Genomic DNA, 15,060 nt, shown 5'->3' on the forward strand with positions numbered 1-15,060 from the left:
CGGGTTCCACAGTACGTAACGTCGCGGTGGACGTAAGCGGAATTCACGGATGATGGACCCCATCCTGCTCCCTGTGGGTCCGCTGTGCCCACCCGGGGCCCGCTCCGCCGCCCGGTTTACCGACCTGGCGTCGGTAACTTGTCGGCACACGGGGAAGGATGCCGTCATGACGCCGTCCGAACCCTTCTCCACCGTGATCCGCGCCGCCAGTCAGGACCAGCACACCCGGGCCGAGAACTCGGCCTTCATGAGCGACCTGCTCGGCGGGCGGCTCGGCCTCGACGCCTACGCCCGGTACACCGAGCAGCTCTGGTTCGTCTACCGCGCCCTGGAGGACGCCGGTCACCGCCGCCGGCTGGCCGGCGACCCCGTCGCCGCGCCCTTCCTGCGGCCCGAACTCCTGCGGCTGCCCGCGCTCGAACGCGACCTGGACCACCTCCTCGGCCCCGGCTGGCGCCCGCGCGCCGACGCCCTGCCCGCCACCCGCGCCTACGCCGACCGGATCGCCGCCGGCGCGCGCGACTGGCCGGCCGGCTTCGTCGCGCACCACTACACGCGCTACCTCGGCGACCTGTCCGGCGGTCAGGTCATCCGGGGCATCGCCGAGCGCCAGTGGGGCTTCCCCCACAAGGGCGACGGCGTCCGCTTCTACGTCTTCGAGGGGATCGCCAACCCGGCCGCCTTCAAACGGGAGTACCGGGCCCTGCTGGACGCGCTGCCGCTCGACGACCTGGAGAAGCAGCGCGTGGTGGACGAGTGCGGAAGGGCGTTCGCGATGAACACCGCGCTCTTCGCCGAGCTGGGCCGGCAGTTCCCGCTCAGCGCGTGAGGTTCCAGCCCTCCCCCTCGTACGGGGTACGGGTGAAGACGAAGGTGCCCAGGTCGAGCCGGGTGGGGGTGGCCACCAGGGTCTCGCCCGCGTAGTAGTCGTCCAGGCCGGTCCAGGTGCCGCCGGGCTCGGCGCGCAGCCGGCAGCCCCGGCCGCGGCCGCCGGCCGGGACGAGTTCGAGGTCACGCCCGGCGCGCAGCCGGAGGGTGTACGGGGCGGTGCCCCAGAACCAGGCGCCGGTGAGGGCCAGCAGGGCCGGGTCGGGGTCGGAGAGAGGGCGCCAGGGCGCGGGGACGGTGGGTTCGAGGTCGGCGACGATCCGCAGCAGGTCGGCGGCGACGGCGGCGGCCGGGGTGCCGGAGGTGGCGTTGGCGAGGGCGATACCGGCCAGCCGGTCGTCGGGGCTGACCCACAGACCGGCCACGAACCCCGGCATGGAACCGCTGTGGCCGGCCAGCGAGCGGCCCTGCGCCCGCATCAGCTGGAGCCCGAGGCCGTACTCGCCGTCGGGGGCGGCCGGCCGGCGCATCTCGGCGAGCGAGTCGCGGCTCAGCACCTCCGGGTCGGCGTCCCCGGCGAGGAAGGCCGCCCAGCGGCACAGGTCGGCGGCGGTGGACCACAACTGCCCGGCCGGGGCCATGTGCCCGGTGTCCTCGATCACGACCTCGGGCTGCATGACGTCCGCGTACGGATGCACCGCCCAGCCGCCCGCGTGCGGGGCCTGCGGCAGCAGCGTCGTACGGGACATGCCCAGCGGACCCAGCAGTTCGGCGCGGAGCGCCTCGCCCCACGGCACGCCCCGCAGCCGCTCGACGACGGCGCCGAGCACGGCGAAGCCGGGGTTGGAGTAGTGGTACCGGCGCCCGGCGGGGTGGACGCGCTCGCCGATGACGTCGGCCAGTTCGGGGCGGAGCGAGCCGGGCGAACGCTCCCACCACGGGCCGGGGGTCTCGGAGGCCAGCCCGGAGGTGTGGGCGAGGAGCTGGGCGAGGGTCAGGCCGTCCGCCGCCGTGGAGCCGAGGTGCCTCTCGACGGGGTCGGCCAGGTCGAGGAGGCCCTCGTCGCGCAGCCGCATCACCAGCACGGCCGCGAAGGTCTTGGTGATCGACCCGATCCGGTACTGGGTGTCCGCGTCCGGGGCGTGCCCGTCCACGCACGAACGGGACCCGTGCCAGACCGGCCGGCCGTCCCGTACGACGGCACCCACCAGTGAGGGCGCGCGGCCGGCGGCCTGACCGGCCGCGATCCGGTGCAGCAGCGCGCGGCGCGTCCCGGGCAGCAGGTCGGCGAACTCTTCGTCAGGCGTAGGCATGGCGCCACCCTATGCGCGGGCCGCGGGTCCACCATGTGCGTCATGAGCCTGTGCACGCCCCGGCGGTATCTCATGTGCCCGCCCACCTATTTCCGCGTGACCTACTCGATCAACCCCTGGATGGATCCGGCCAAGCCCGTCGACTCCGCCCTCGCCCTGCTCCAGTGGGAGGACCTGCGCGACCGCTACCGCTCGCTCGGGCACACCGTGGAGATCCTCCAGCCGCTGCCGGGCCTGCCGGACATGGTCTTCGCCGCCAACGGCGCGACCGTCGTGGACGGCCGGGTCCTGGGCTCGCGGTTCGCCAACGCCGAACGCGGGGCCGAGGCTCCGGCCCACCGCGAGTGGTTCCTCGGGCGCGGGTTCTCCGAGGTCCACGACCCCCTGCACATCAACGAGGGCGAGGGCGACTTCGCCATCACCGCCGACTGGATCCTGGCCGGCCGGGGCTTCCGCAGCAGCCCGCTCTCCCATGCCGAGGCGCAGGAGTACTTCGGCCGTCCCGTGATCGGCCTGGAGCTGTCCGACCCCCGCTTCTACCACCTCGACACGACGCTGTGCGTGCTGTCCGGCGACGAGATCATGTACTACCCCGACGCCTTCTCCCCCGGCAGCCGTGCCGTCCTGGCCCGGCTGTTCCCCGGTGCGCTGATCGCCTCCCGCGCGGACGCCACCGCGTTCGGGCTGAACTCGGTGTGCGACGGACACCATGTGCTGCTGCCGGCCGGGGCCACCGGGCTGGTCCGGCCGCTGCGCGAGCGGGGCTACGAGCCGGTGCCGCTGGACATGTCGGAGCTGCAGAAGGCCGGCGGCAGCGTGAAGTGCTGCACGCTGGAACTGCGCGACTAGCGATTGAGGACGAACCGGCCGCCGGCCCGGGCGTGGTACGAAAGGACATGGCACTTCACAGCTCGTATGACGCCGTTGTCGTCGGTGGTGGCCACAACGGTCTGGTCGCCGCCGCGTACCTCGCCCGGGCGGGCCGGTCGGTCCTGGTCCTGGAGCGGCTGGACCACACCGGGGGCGCGGCGGTGTCGACGCGCGCGTTCGCGGGAGTGGACGCGCGGCTGTCCCGGTACTCGTACCTGGTGAGCCTGCTGCCGCGGCGGATCGTGAGCGACCTGGGACTGCGGTTCGCCACCCGGCGGCGCCGGATCTCCTCATACACCCCGAAGGGGGACGGCGGGCTGCTGGTCGACTCCGGGTCCGCCGCGCGCACCCGGGAGAGCTTTGTCCGGGTCACCGGCTCGGACCGGGACTTCGAGGCCTGGCAGCGCTTCTACGCGATGACGCAGCGGGTCGCCGAACGGGTCTTCCCCACCCTGACCGGGCCGTTGCCGTCCCGGGCGGAGCTGGAGCGGATCGTGGACGACGGCGACGCCTGGTCGGCGCTGTTCGAACGGCCGCTGGGCGAGACGGTGGAGGCGCTCTTCGACGACGACCTCGTGCGGGGTGTGGTGCTCACCGACGCGCTGATCGGCACCTTCACCCATGCCCATGATCCGTCCCTGCTGCAGAACCGCTGCTTCCTCTACCACGTGATCGGCGGCGGCACCGGCGACTGGGACGTGCCCGTCGGCGGTATGGGCGCGCTCACCGACGCGCTGGCCGACGCGGCGCGGGCGGCGGGCGCCGAGATCATCACCGGTGCCGAGGTGACGGGGGTCGTCACGGACGGGGTACGGGCCGAGGTCACCTACGACGGCGGCACGGTGGGGGCCCGGCATGTGCTGGTCAACGCCGCGCCGCACACCCTGGCCGGGCTGCTGGGCGATCCGGCGCCGCCGAAGCCTGAGGGCGCGCAGCTCAAGGTCAACATGCTGCTGGACAGGCTGCCCCGGCTGCGCGACACGGCGGTGGACCCGCGTGAGGCGTTCGCCGGGACGTTCCATATCGCCGAGGGGTACGGCCAGTTGCAGAGCGCCTACGAACAGGCCGCAGCCGGGGCCGTCCCCACGGCGCCGCCGTCGGAGATCTACTGCCACAGCCTGACCGACCCGTCGATCCTGGCCCCCGAACTGGCCGAGCGGGGCATGCACACGCTCACCCTGTTCGGGCTGCACGCCCCGGCCCGGCTCTCCGGCGCCAAGGACGCCCTGGTGGAGGCGACCCTCGCCCAGCTGGACGCGGTGCTCGCCGAGCCGCTCTCCGGCTGCCTGGCCACCGACGCCGACGGCCGCCCGTGCGTGGAGGCGAAGACCCCGGCCGACCTGGAGCGGGAGGTGGGGCTGCCCGGTGGCCATATCTTCCACCGGGACCTGTCCTTCCCGTACGCGGACGCCGGCACCGGGCGCTGGGGAGTCGAAACCACCCGTGCGAACGTCCTTGTCTGCGGGGCGGGCGCCGTGCGCGGTGGCGGCGTCAGCGGAATTCCCGGGCACAATGCGGCGATGGCCGTGCTCGAAGGGCGGACGGCGTGATCGGGGTGAACGGCATGAACAGCGTGAGCGGTATGAAGGTAATGAGGAGCAGCACGATGGCGGGACGAGAGTGGATGCGGGCCGGAGTGCTGCGGGGCCGCCGGCCGGTCAAGGAGGAGGCCGGCGCCGTCACCCCACCGCCGCGCAGGTGCACCGACGACGTCGTGGTGGACTGCGCCCTGTACGAGGACGGGGTGCGGCAGGCCACCCTGTCGCTGCGCGAGGTGATGAAGGCGACCCGTGAACGGCCGGGCAGCTTCGCCTGGATCGGCCTGTACCAGCCCGACATCGAGCATCTGGCGGAGGTCGCGGACGCCTTCGCCCTGCACCCGCTGGCCGTCGAGGACGCGATCCACGCCCATCAGCGGCCCAAGCTGGAGGCCTACGGCGACACGCTGTTCCTGGTCCTGAAGACCATCGTCTTCGTCGAGCACGAGCGGCTCACCGCGACCAGCGACGTCGTCGACACCGGCGAGATCATGATGTTCGTCGGCCCGGACTTCGTCGTGGTGGTGCGGCACGGCAGCGCGCCCGGCCTCAGCCGGGTGCGGCGGGCGCTGGAGGCCCAGCCCGAGGTGCTCGCGCAGGGGCCGACGGCCGTCATGCACGCCATAGCCGACCAGGTGGTCGACGACTACGTCGATGTCGCGGACGCCGTCGAACTCGATGTCGAGCAGCTCGAAGCCGATGTCTTCTCGGCCGGGCACGGCGACGACGCGGAGCGCATCTACCAGCTCAAGCGCGAGCTGATCGAGTTCAAGCGGGCCGTGCAGCCCATGGCCCGGCCTCTCCAGCGGCTGGCCGAGGAGCCGCTGCCCTGTGTCCGCCCGGAGGTCGCGCGCTATCTGCGGGACGTCCACGACCACCTCACCCAGGTACGGGAGCGGCTGGCCGGTTACAGCGAACTCGTCGACGGTCTGCTCGCCGCCAACCTCAGCCAGCTCGCCGTGCAGCAGAACGTCGACATGCGCCGGATCAGCGCGGGCGCCGCCATCCTGGCCGTGCCCACGATGATCGCCGGGTTCTACGGGATGAACTTCGCGCACATGCCCGAGCTGGGCTGGACCTACGGCTACCCGCTGATGCTGGTGGTCACCGCGTCCCTGTCCTTCACCGCCTACCGCGTCTTCCGCCGCTTCGGCTGGCTGTGACGGGCGGGCCGCCGCGCCCGCCCGCTCACTCCCAGGCGTCTCCCCAGTCCGCGTCGCGGGCGGCGCGGTACGCCTCGCCGTGCCGTTTGGTGACCGTCCGCCGGACCAGGCCGTCCCGCACCGTGCACAGGTCGAGCAGGACCTGGCCCTTGCGGATCTGGGGGTGCCGTACGACGCGGGCGGCGGCCGGCACCGCCGGAAGGCGCGCGGCGGCGACGTAGCTGAACTTCTCGTCCTCGTACGGCAGCGAGCCGCCCTTGACCTGGCGGTGCAGGGAGGTGCGCTGGACCCGGGCGGCGAAGTGGCACCAGTCGGGGGCCTGGACGGGGCAGGCGCCGTCGTGCGGGCAGGGGGCCAGGACGGTGTACCCGGCGGCGATGAGCTGGTCGCGGGCGGCCAGGACGCGGGCGTAGCCGTCGGGGGTGCCGGGTTCGACGACCAGCACGGCGCCCCGGGCGGCGCGGGCGGCCTCGGCGACGACGGCGGTGCGGTCGGCGTCGGACAGTTCGCCGATGACGTAGGAGACGGTGACGAGGTCGGCCTCGGGCAGCCGGGCCGCCGAGCCGCCGCCGAGCGGGGCCTTGCGCCAGTCGGCCTCCCGTACGGACGCCGACGCCGCGCCGGCGGCCAGCTCGCGGCCCAGGGCGAGTGCGGCTTCCGACCAGTCCAGGACGGTGCTGGAGTGCCCGGCGTCCGGCCAGGTGTCGGCCACCGCCCAGGTCGCGGCCCCGGTGCCGCCGCCGACGTCGAGATGGGTGGCGGGGGTCCAGTCGCCGGCCCGGTCACGGAACTCGCCGAGCGCGGCCCGTACGGCGGCGTGGGTGGCGGGCATCCGGTAGGCCGCGTAGGCGGCGACGTCGGAGCGGTCGCGCAGGATGGGCGACTTGGCGCCGGTGGCGGTACGGCCCCGGTACGTGGCGATCAGCCGGTCGACGGCCTGGACGGCGCGGCCCGGGGGCAGTCCGTCGAGGAGGTCGGAGAGGGCGGCTTGCAGAGTGGACACAAGGGACAAGGGTAAGGGCGGGCGCCGGGGGCCGACGCCCCGGCGCCCGCCCCCGGCGGTGGAGCTCAGCTCACCGCGTCCACCGGGTCCGTGTGTCCGAAGTGGCCCAGCGCCGCGTACCGCTCGGGCCGGCGGGCCCGCAGCCACAGGGCGATGCCGACGCCGAGCAGGAACATCACGGCGATGGCCCAGGGCAGGTACTTGATGAACGGCACCTCGCCGTCGCCGGCCAGCACGGCGCGGTTCTCGACGAGCAGGTAGCAGGCGCCGATCATGGCCGCGGCCCCGACGACCGGCGCGACCAGGGTGGTGAACCAGTGGAAGCCGTCGCGGGCGGTGGTGAGGAAGTACCGGATGATCGCGAACGAGGTCAGCGCCTGCACGCCGAGGATGCCGAGCACGCCCATCAGCGGTGCCCAGGTGCCCAGTTGGAGCAGGGCCGCCTCGGTGCTGGAGTCGTACACGGTGAAGCCCAGGACGATGAGGCCGACCAGGACCGTGACGGTCATCGACGCGGCGGCGGGGCTGTGGTGCCGGGAGGTGCGGGCCAGCGGCGCGGGCGCGACTCCCTCCCGGGCGAGGGAGTACAGGTAGCGGGCGCCGGTGTTGTAGAACGCCATGGCGCAGGCGAAGGGGCTGATGACGGCCAGCACCTGCATCGTGACGACCAGCCAGTGGCCGACGTACAGATCGGCCAGCGGGTAGAAGGCCGAGTCGTACTTGCCGGCGAACTGGTCCTTGACCGCCTGCGCGGCCTCGTCCAGGCCCCAGCCGGAGACGAAGGCGTAGGAGACGGTCATGTAGAGCACGCCGAGCCCGATCACCGATCCGTAGGTGGCCGCCTTGGCGATGCGGTGCGGGTCGCGGGACTCCTCGGCGTAGTTGGGGGCCATCTCGAAGCCGACCCAGGACCAGAAGGCGGCGAACAGGGCCACTCCGGCGGCCGCGGTGCCGAAGACATGGGCGGCGCTGCCGTTGCCGAAGACCTCGGCGGGGTTCAGCGGCTTGGCGGAGAGGCCGTGCGCCCCGCCGTGGGCGAACACCCCGACGGCGAGGACGACCAGGGCGAGCACCTCCAGCACCAGGGAGACGCCCAGGATCTTCGTGGTCAGCTCGATGTGGAACCAGGCCAGCGCGGACATCACGGCGAGTCCGGCGAACATGTACACCCAGACCGGGATCCGCACCCCGGTCCAGGCCTCGACGCTGGTCGCCGCGAAGTAGCCCATCACGCCGATGATGGAGGCGGAGAAGAGCATGTAGCAGAGCGCGATCAGCACGCCGGAGCCCACGCCTGGGATGCGGCCCAGGCCCCGGGTGACGAAGGTGTAGAAGCCGCCGGCGGAGGTGACCCGGCGGCTCATCGCGATGTATCCGACCGAGAAGACCGTCAGGGCGACGGTGGCCAGCAGGAACGCGGCGGGCGCGGCGTATCCGGAGCCCATGACGGCCACCGGCACGTTGAACAGCATGGCGGTCATGGGCGCCGCGCCCGTGACGATGCAGAAGATGACGCCGGGCAGCCCCAGGGCTCCGGACGCGAGTCGGTGCGGCGGCGCGGACGCCTCTGCCGGCGCGGGGGCCACGCCCTCGTGCACTGCCATGAACGGCCCCTCTCCATGTTTCTTCCTACGCTGAACGTTGCGTCCTGCGAATCGGAATGCTCGCAGTCCAAATGAGTCCTTCCGCACGTCAGGGCGTTAATTCCAGGTCAACGGCGCCCGGGAAAGGAACGGCTGTGTTAACTCTCCGGCCGCGCGTGGACCAGGCACCCCGCCCCCTCCTACCGTCGGCCGGGGGACGGAACAGAACGGAGCACCACAGCCATGAGCCGCTACACCGCGACCCTCGGCGGTCGGCACCACCGCTTCGACGGGCTGGCCCGGCTGCTGGCCGCCGCGAGCCCCGAACGCTCCGGCGACCGGCTCGCCGGGCTCGCCGCCGAGTCGGCACAGCAACGGGTGGCCGCACGGCTGGCCCTGGCCGAGGTGCCGCTGGAACGATTCCTCGCCGAGCCGCTCGTTCCGTACGAGGACGACGACGTCACCCGGCTCATCCTCGACACCCACGACGCCGCCGCCTTCGCGCCGGTGGCGGGGCTGACGGTCGGCGGGTTCCGCGACTGGCTGCTCTCGGACGCCGCCGACACCGCGACACTGGCCGCGCTCGCCCCCGGGATCACCCCGGAGATGGCCGCCGCCGTCTGCAAACTCATGGGCAACGCCGACCTGGTCGCCGTCGCCCGCAGGGTGAGCGTCGTCACCGCCTTCCGGTCGACGATCGGCCTGCCCGGACGGATGGCGACCCGCCTTCAGCCCAACCACCCCACCGACGACCCGGCGGGCGTGGCCGCGGCCCTCCTCGACGGGCTGCTGCTCGGCTCCGGCGACGCCGTCATCGGCATCAACCCGGCGACCGACAGCCCCAGGGCCGTACGCGATCTGCTGGAACTGCTCGACGGGGTGATCCAGCGCCACGCCATCCCGACCCAGTCCTGCGTGCTGTGCCATGTCACCACCAGCATCGACCTGATGGCCGCCGGAGCCCCCGTCGACCTGGTCTTCCAGTCGATCGCGGGCACCCAGGCCGCCAACGCCTCCTTCGGCGTGACACTCGGTCTGCTGGACGAGGCGTACGAGGCCGCCGCCGCCCTGCGCCGGGGCACCGTCGGCGGCAACGCCCTGTACTTCGAGACCGGCCAGGGCAGCGCCCTGTCGGCCGGCGCGCACCACGGCGTCGACCAGCAGACGGTGGAGGCCCGGGCCTACGCGGTCGCCCGGCGCTACGACCCGCTGCTGGTCAACACCGTGGTCGGGTTCATCGGCCCGGAGTACCTCTACGACGGCCGGCAGATCCTGCGGGCCGCCCTGGAGGACCACTTCTGCGGCAAGCTGCTCGGCCTGCCGATGGGGCTGGACATCTGCTACACCAACCACGCCGACGCCGACGACGACGACATCGCGACCATGCTGACCATGCTGGGCGTGGCCGGGGCGTCCTTCGTGATCTGCACACCGGGCGGGGACGACATCATGCTCAACTACCAGTCGGCGTCCTACCACGACGCGTTGTACCTGCGCGAGGTGCTGGGTCTGCGCCCGGCGCCGGAGTTCGAGGCGTGGCTGGAACGGATCGGGCTGCTCGACGAACGCGGCGGGATCCGCGACCTGGCCGGCGCCGCCCATCCGCTGACCGCGATCGCCGGCCCGGCGGTTCAGGGGGCGGCGGCATGACGGCACGCCATCCGGTTCCCGTTCCGGCGCGGGAAGCGGCGCAGGAACCCTCGCCGGCGCCGGCGAGCGACGGGACCACCGCCCCGGCCGGCGGGACCGCCCCGGCCGACAGCGCGCTGTGGGCGTCGCTGCGCCGCCACACCCAGGCCCGGATCGGCCTCGGCCGGGCCGGGGCGGCGCTGCCCACCCGGCACCGCCTGGAGCTCCAGGCCGCCCATGCCGCCGCCCGTGACGCGGTCCACTCCCCCTTCGACGCCGACGCCGTCGCCGCCGCGCTCACCGGCGTGCCGACGGTACGGGTGCGCAGCGCCGCCGCCGACCGGTTCACCTACCTCCAGCGGCCCGACCTGGGGCGGCGACTGGATCCGGCCGCCCGGGCGGGGCTGACGCGCGGCGACTGGGACCTCGTCCTGGTCATCGCCGACGGCCTGTCCAGCCGCGCCGTCCACGACCACGCCGCCGCCGTGCTCCGGCGGGCCGTCTCCCTGCTGCCGGGCTGGCGCATCGCCCCGGTGGTGCTGGCCGAACAGGCCCGGGTCGCCCTCGGCGACGACATCGCGGCCGCTCTGGGGGCCGCCATGGTGGTCGTCCTCATCGGCGAACGGCCGGGCATGTCGGCGGCGGACTCGCTGGGCGCGTATCTGACCTACCGGCCCGAGCCGGGACGTACGACGGACGCCGACCGCAACTGCCTGTCGAACATCCGCCCGCCGCTGGGGCTCTCCTACGACGAGGCCGCCGCCCGGCTCACCGCCCTCATGCGCCGGGCCCGCGAACTGCGGCTCACCGGGGTCGGCCTGAAGGACGAGTCCGGCACCGGACAGGAACCGCGACTTCCGGTCTGACCGAACGCCGGACAGCCGCAAACCGGCCATTTCACCCGGGAAGTTCGTATACGCCGGGGGGAACACCCCCCGTCACGTCGCGCGCTGCGGGCAGGGCGCGACGTGACGGCCGGTGAGCGGTTCCGACCGGCCTCCGCCGGGCGGCGCACGCCGGAGCGCGGACCGGAGCGCCGGGGCGGCCCGATCAGCAACTCCGCCTGTGGCAGCGGCTCGACCGCCCCCGGCCTGCGAGGATGACCGGCACCCGGCGGCGCGGGCGTCGCCGGGAGCACAGAAGTTGTCCTGTTACCCTGCGGGACGCGGTGATCGTAGGTGATCGGATCCGGCTTCATGTGAACATCCGGACAACTGGCTACCGAATATTCGTAAACCGTAGCGAACGTACACCTGTTTGGCTTAACGTTCCGGGTTATTACGGTGCACAGCTGCTTGGGGAAGTGGCATGTGCGCCCAATCTGTCGCGATGTGCCAGGGGGGTCCATGCGGCGTGTCGGTGTATCCGATAACGGAGTGCTTGATTCCATCACCGGGGGGAGCGGTAGGCAGGGTCAGTCCCGGCCGGCCGCTCCCCGCGGACTGAGTGACAAGGCGCGGTGGTATCTACCCGTAGCCCTACTGGCCGACGCGGCCGGGATCGGCGTGCCGGTGTGGCTGGTGTTCCAGGCCACCCTGCAACCGAGACCACTGCTGTGCGCCGGCGTGGCGGCGGTCTCATGGCTGTGTGTACAGACCGGACGGCACCGCTATGCACCGCTATGCCGTGCGGTCGCTGGGCGAGTCCCGGGCGGCGCGCCCGGTGCTCTACGACTGGCTGATCCTGCTGGGCGTGCTGGCCGTGGCCCGCACGCTGCTCGGCGAGGACTCGGAACCGTTCCTGGCGCTGCTCGCGCTGGTGCCGGGACTGCTCCTCACCGCCGCCTGCCGGAAGCTGACGTACCGTCACTTGCTCGGCTCGCGGCGTGAGGCCCACGCCGTACGACAGGTGCTGGTGATCGGCGAGCCGAGCGCCGCCGACCATGTGGTGGGCCATCTGGCCGCCCGTACCGACCATGAGTACGTGGTGGTCGGCGTGGTCCCGGTGGGCCTGGCCAACCTCGAATGCGGCGCCCCGGTCGCGGCGCGGCTGGCCTCGGTGCCGCCGCCCCGGCCGAGCCTGGACTCACGTGCGGTGCTGGACGCGGTACGCGAGTACGGCGCGGACCTGGTGCTGGTCGCGCCGGGGCCGCGGATGGCCGGTGAGCGGCTGCGCAGACTCTCCTGGGCGCTGCACGACGCCGGTCTGTCGCTGGCCGTACTGCCGGGCCTGACGGATGTGGCCATCCGCCGGGTCGAGCTGGCCTCCGCCGCGGGGCTCACCCTGCTGCATGTGAGCCCGCCCACCCGGCGCGGCTTCCAGGTCGCCCTGAAGGCCGCCCTGGACCGGACCGGTGCGGCGATCGGACTGCTCTTGCTGTCCCCGCTGTTCGGACTGATCGCGGCGGCCATCCGGCTCGGCTCCCGGGGGCCGGTCTTCTACCGGCAGATCCGGCACGGGCTGGACTGCGCGCCCTTCACCATGTGGAAGTTCCGCACGATGGTGACGGACGCCGATGTCCGCAAGGCCGAGCTCGCCACGGTCAACGAGAACGACGGCCTGATGTTCAAGATGCGCCGCGACCCGCGGGTCACCTCGATCGGGCGGATACTGCGCCGGCTCTCCCTGGACGAACTGCCGCAGCTCGTCAATGTCCTGCGCGGTGAGATGTCCCTGGTGGGGCCTCGTCCGCCACTGCCCGACGAGGTGGCGCGCTATGACGAGGTCGAGCTGCGCCGACTCTCGGTCAAGCCCGGCCTGACCGGTCTGTGGCAGATCAGCGGCCGCTCGGACCTGTCCTGGGACGAGACGCTGGCACTGGACCTGCGCTATGTGGACAACTGGTCGTTCACGTCCGACGTCGACCTCATGGCCCGTACGCTCCGGGCCGTCGTCGACGGCCGCGGAGCGTACTGATGCCCGTGCCCGGGTCAGGCCGGACCGGCCGCCTGCCAGTCCGCGTAGACCGACGCGATGCCGTCGCGCAGGGAGATCCGCGGCTTCCAGCCGAGGGCGGACAGCCGGGAGATGTCGAGGAGTTTGCGGGGGGTGCCGTCGGGCTTGCCGGTGTCCCAGCCGATGGCGCCCTCGTAGCCCACGACCTCCCGTACGGTCTCGGCCAGTTCCCTGATCGTCAGGTCCTCGCCGCAGCCCACGTTGACCGGCTCGGGGCCGTCGTGGCGGTCCAGCAGCAGCACGCAGGCCGCCGCGAGGTCGTCGACGTGCAGGAACTCACGGCGCGGTGTGCCGGAGCCCCAGAGCACCACCTCGGGGGCGCCGTCCCGCCGGGCCTCGTGGAAGCGGCGGATCAGCGCGGGCAGCACGTGCGAGGTGGCCAGGTCGAAGTTGTCGCCGGGGCCGTAGAGATTGGTCGGCATGGCGGAGATGTACGAGGCCCCGTACTGGCGGCGGTAGGACTGCACCTGGACGATGCCGGCGATCTTGGCGAGGGCGTAGGGCTCGTTGGTGGGCTCCAGGGGCCCGGTCAGCAGAGCGTCCTCGGTGATCGGCTGGGGTGCGAGCTTGGGGTAGATGCACGAGGACCCCAGGAAGAGCAGCCGGCCGACCCCGGCGGCGTGCGAGCCGGCGATGACGCTCAGCTGGATGCGCAGGTTGTCCTCGATGAACTGCACCGGATAGGTGCTGTTGGCCATGATGCCGCCGACCTTGGCGGCGGCCAGCACGACCGCGTCGGGCCGGGTGTCCGTCAGAAGGCGTTCGGTCTGCGCGGCGTCGCGCAGGTCGAGTTCGTCCCGGCCGCGGGTGATCACCTCGTGGCCGTCGGCCGTCAGCCGGCGGGCCACCGCCGAGCCGACGAGGCCGCGGTGGCCCGCGACAAAGATCCGGGCCTGGGGCGGCAGCAGGGATGTTCCAGAGGTCTCGACAGTCATGGCGCGCATTCTGCCAGGACAGAGAGGGTTTGGAGGGGTTTCCTCCGAAAATCCGCTCGATAGTCGTACAGAAAGTTGCACAACCGTCCTGATGGGGATCAGGGCGTTCTTCTCCGGACTTGTTCCGGTTCGTCACCACAGGTTCTTCCATCACCTGTACATACCGAGGGGGTATGCGTGAGCAAGTCGGCGCTCATCACCGGCGTCACCGGCCAGGACGGGTCCTACCTGGCCGAACTCCTGCTGTCCAAGGGCTACACCGTGCACGGGATCGTCCGGCGGTCGTCCACGTTCAACACCGAGCGGATCGACCACATCTACCAGGGCCCGGAGGAGCCGAATCGTTCCTTCGTGCTCCACCACGCGGACCTCTCGGACGGGGTGGCGCTGGTGAACATGCTGCGCGACCTGCGGCCGGACGAGGTCTACAACCTGGGCGCCCAGTCCCATGTGCGGGTCTCCTTCGACGCCCCGCTGTACACCGGCGACGTGACCGGCCTCGGCGCCGTACGACTGCTCGAAGCGGTCCGGGCCAGCGGTGTCGAGACCCGCATCTACCAGGCCTCCTCCTCCGAGATGTTCGGCGCCACCCCGCCCCCGCAGAACGAGGCGACGCCCTTCCACCCGCGCAGCCCGTACGGCTGTGCCAAGGTCTACGCCTACTGGGCGACGGTCAACTACCGCGAGGCGTACGACATGTTCGCCGTCAACGGGATCCTGTTCAACCACGAGTCCCCGCGCCGCGGCGAGACCTTCGTGACCCGCAAGGTGACGCGCGCCGTCGCCCGGATCAAGGCCGGTCTGCAGGACCGGCTCTACATGGGCAATCTCGACGCCGTGCGCGACTGGGGGTACGCGCCCGAGTACGTCGACGCCATGTGGCGGATGCTCCAGCGCGACCAGCCCGACGACTACGTGGTCGCCACCGGGGAGGCCGCCACCGTGCGCCAGTTCCTGGAGGTCGCCTTCGGCCACGCCGGCCTGGACTGGGCCGAGTACGTCCGTTACGACCCCAAGTACGAGCGCCCCAGCGAGGTGGACGCGCTGATCGGCGACGCCGGCAAGGCGGAGGAACTGCTCGGCTGGAAGCCCTCGGTGCGGGTGGACGAGCTGGCGCGGATCATGGTCGACGCCGACATCCGGCTGGTCGAGGACCAGTTGGCCGGAGCGTCGGTGCGCATCGACCGCTGAGCGGGCGCACCGGAAAGAGCCAGCAGAACCAGAAGAACCAGAAGAACCAGCAAGGTCGGCAGAGCCGGTAACGCCGGTAGCGCCGACTATGAATTTCTTCACCAAACGCACA

General features: G+C 72.3%; 12 protein-coding genes. 8 read left to right on the top strand and 4 right to left on the bottom strand.

Annotated elements, in window-relative coordinates; translation table 11 throughout:
* Positions 1 to 166: 166 nt before the first annotated feature.
* Positions 167 to 829, top strand: coding sequence for a biliverdin-producing heme oxygenase (locus RWE79_RS11845; protein ID WP_475940016.1), 663 nt, complete (start codon positions 167 to 169; stop codon positions 827 to 829).
* Here the strand turns inward: RWE79_RS11845 and RWE79_RS11850 are convergent.
* On the bottom strand, positions 819 to 2,141 hold the full coding sequence (locus RWE79_RS11850) for a serine hydrolase domain-containing protein (RefSeq protein ID WP_475940017.1): 1,323 nt from the start codon (positions 2,139 to 2,141) through the stop codon (positions 819 to 821). The two genes, RWE79_RS11845 and RWE79_RS11850, sit on opposite strands and share 11 nt — an antisense overlap.
* Before the next feature lie 42 nt (positions 2,142 to 2,183).
* On the opposite strand from RWE79_RS11850, the gene ddaH reads away from it, so the two are divergent.
* The 3 genes from ddaH to RWE79_RS11865 are packed head-to-tail and all read left to right on the top strand — an operon-like array spanning position 2,184 to position 5,712.
* A complete protein-coding gene (gene ddaH / locus RWE79_RS11855) occupies positions 2,184 to 2,990 on the top strand; it encodes a dimethylargininase (RefSeq protein ID WP_475940018.1) in 807 nt (268 codons plus the stop codon).
* Between the two features lie 47 nt (positions 2,991 to 3,037).
* Positions 3,038 to 4,561 carry a phytoene desaturase family protein gene (locus RWE79_RS11860; RefSeq protein WP_475940019.1) on the top strand — a complete coding sequence of 508 codons (1,524 nt, stop codon included), beginning with the start codon at positions 3,038 to 3,040 and terminating at the stop codon, positions 4,559 to 4,561.
* A 56-nt stretch (positions 4,562 to 4,617) separates the two neighbouring features.
* The gene (locus RWE79_RS11865) at positions 4,618 to 5,712 is read left to right on the top strand and encodes a magnesium and cobalt transport protein CorA (RefSeq protein ID WP_475940020.1); all 1,095 of its coding nucleotides are present in this window, start codon (positions 4,618 to 4,620) and stop codon (positions 5,710 to 5,712) included.
* A gap of 25 nt (positions 5,713 to 5,737) precedes the next feature.
* Here the strand turns inward: RWE79_RS11865 and RWE79_RS11870 are convergent, their stop codons facing one another.
* Together RWE79_RS11870 and RWE79_RS11875 are read right to left on the bottom strand one after the other, a co-directional pair.
* On the bottom strand, positions 5,738 to 6,715 hold the full coding sequence (locus RWE79_RS11870; protein WP_475940021.1) for a small ribosomal subunit Rsm22 family protein: 978 nt from the start codon (positions 6,713 to 6,715) through the stop codon (positions 5,738 to 5,740).
* Between the two features lie 65 nt (positions 6,716 to 6,780).
* A complete protein-coding gene (locus RWE79_RS11875) occupies positions 6,781 to 8,319 on the bottom strand; it encodes an APC family permease (protein WP_475940022.1) in 1,539 nt (512 codons plus the stop codon).
* Between the two features lie 222 nt (positions 8,320 to 8,541).
* On the opposite strand from RWE79_RS11875, the gene RWE79_RS11880 reads away from it, so the two are divergent.
* The 3 genes from RWE79_RS11880 to RWE79_RS11890 all read left to right on the top strand — a co-directional run bounded on the left by RWE79_RS11880 (position 8,542) and on the right by RWE79_RS11890 (position 12,783).
* On the top strand, positions 8,542 to 9,948 hold the full coding sequence (locus tag RWE79_RS11880; protein ID WP_475940023.1) for an ethanolamine ammonia-lyase subunit EutB: 1,407 nt from the start codon (positions 8,542 to 8,544) through the stop codon (positions 9,946 to 9,948).
* On the top strand, positions 9,945 to 10,793 hold the full coding sequence (gene eutC / locus RWE79_RS11885; RefSeq protein WP_475940024.1) for an ethanolamine ammonia-lyase subunit EutC: 849 nt from the start codon (positions 9,945 to 9,947) through the stop codon (positions 10,791 to 10,793). Before RWE79_RS11880 ends, eutC begins: the two co-directional genes overlap by 4 nt.
* A 721-nt stretch (positions 10,794 to 11,514) precedes the next feature.
* Positions 11,515 to 12,783 (top strand): sugar transferase, encoded by a 1,269-nt coding sequence (locus tag RWE79_RS11890; protein WP_475940025.1) that lies wholly within the window; start codon positions 11,515 to 11,517, stop codon positions 12,781 to 12,783.
* Positions 12,784 to 12,797: 14 nt separating this feature from the next.
* Here RWE79_RS11890 and RWE79_RS11895 read toward each other — a convergent pair whose 3' ends face one another.
* A complete protein-coding gene (locus RWE79_RS11895) occupies positions 12,798 to 13,757 on the bottom strand; it encodes a GDP-L-fucose synthase family protein (protein ID WP_475940026.1) in 960 nt (319 codons plus the stop codon).
* Positions 13,758 to 13,934: 177 nt separating this feature from the next.
* Here RWE79_RS11895 and gmd point away from each other — a divergent pair, with 177 nt between their 5' ends.
* Positions 13,935 to 14,948: a GDP-mannose 4,6-dehydratase gene (gene gmd, locus RWE79_RS11900; protein ID WP_475940027.1), complete on the top strand. Its 1,014-nt coding sequence runs from the start codon at positions 13,935 to 13,937 to the stop codon at positions 14,946 to 14,948.
* The last annotated feature ends 112 nt before the right edge of the window (positions 14,949 to 15,060 follow it).

The organism is Streptomyces sp. RLA131 (assembly GCF_056270125.1).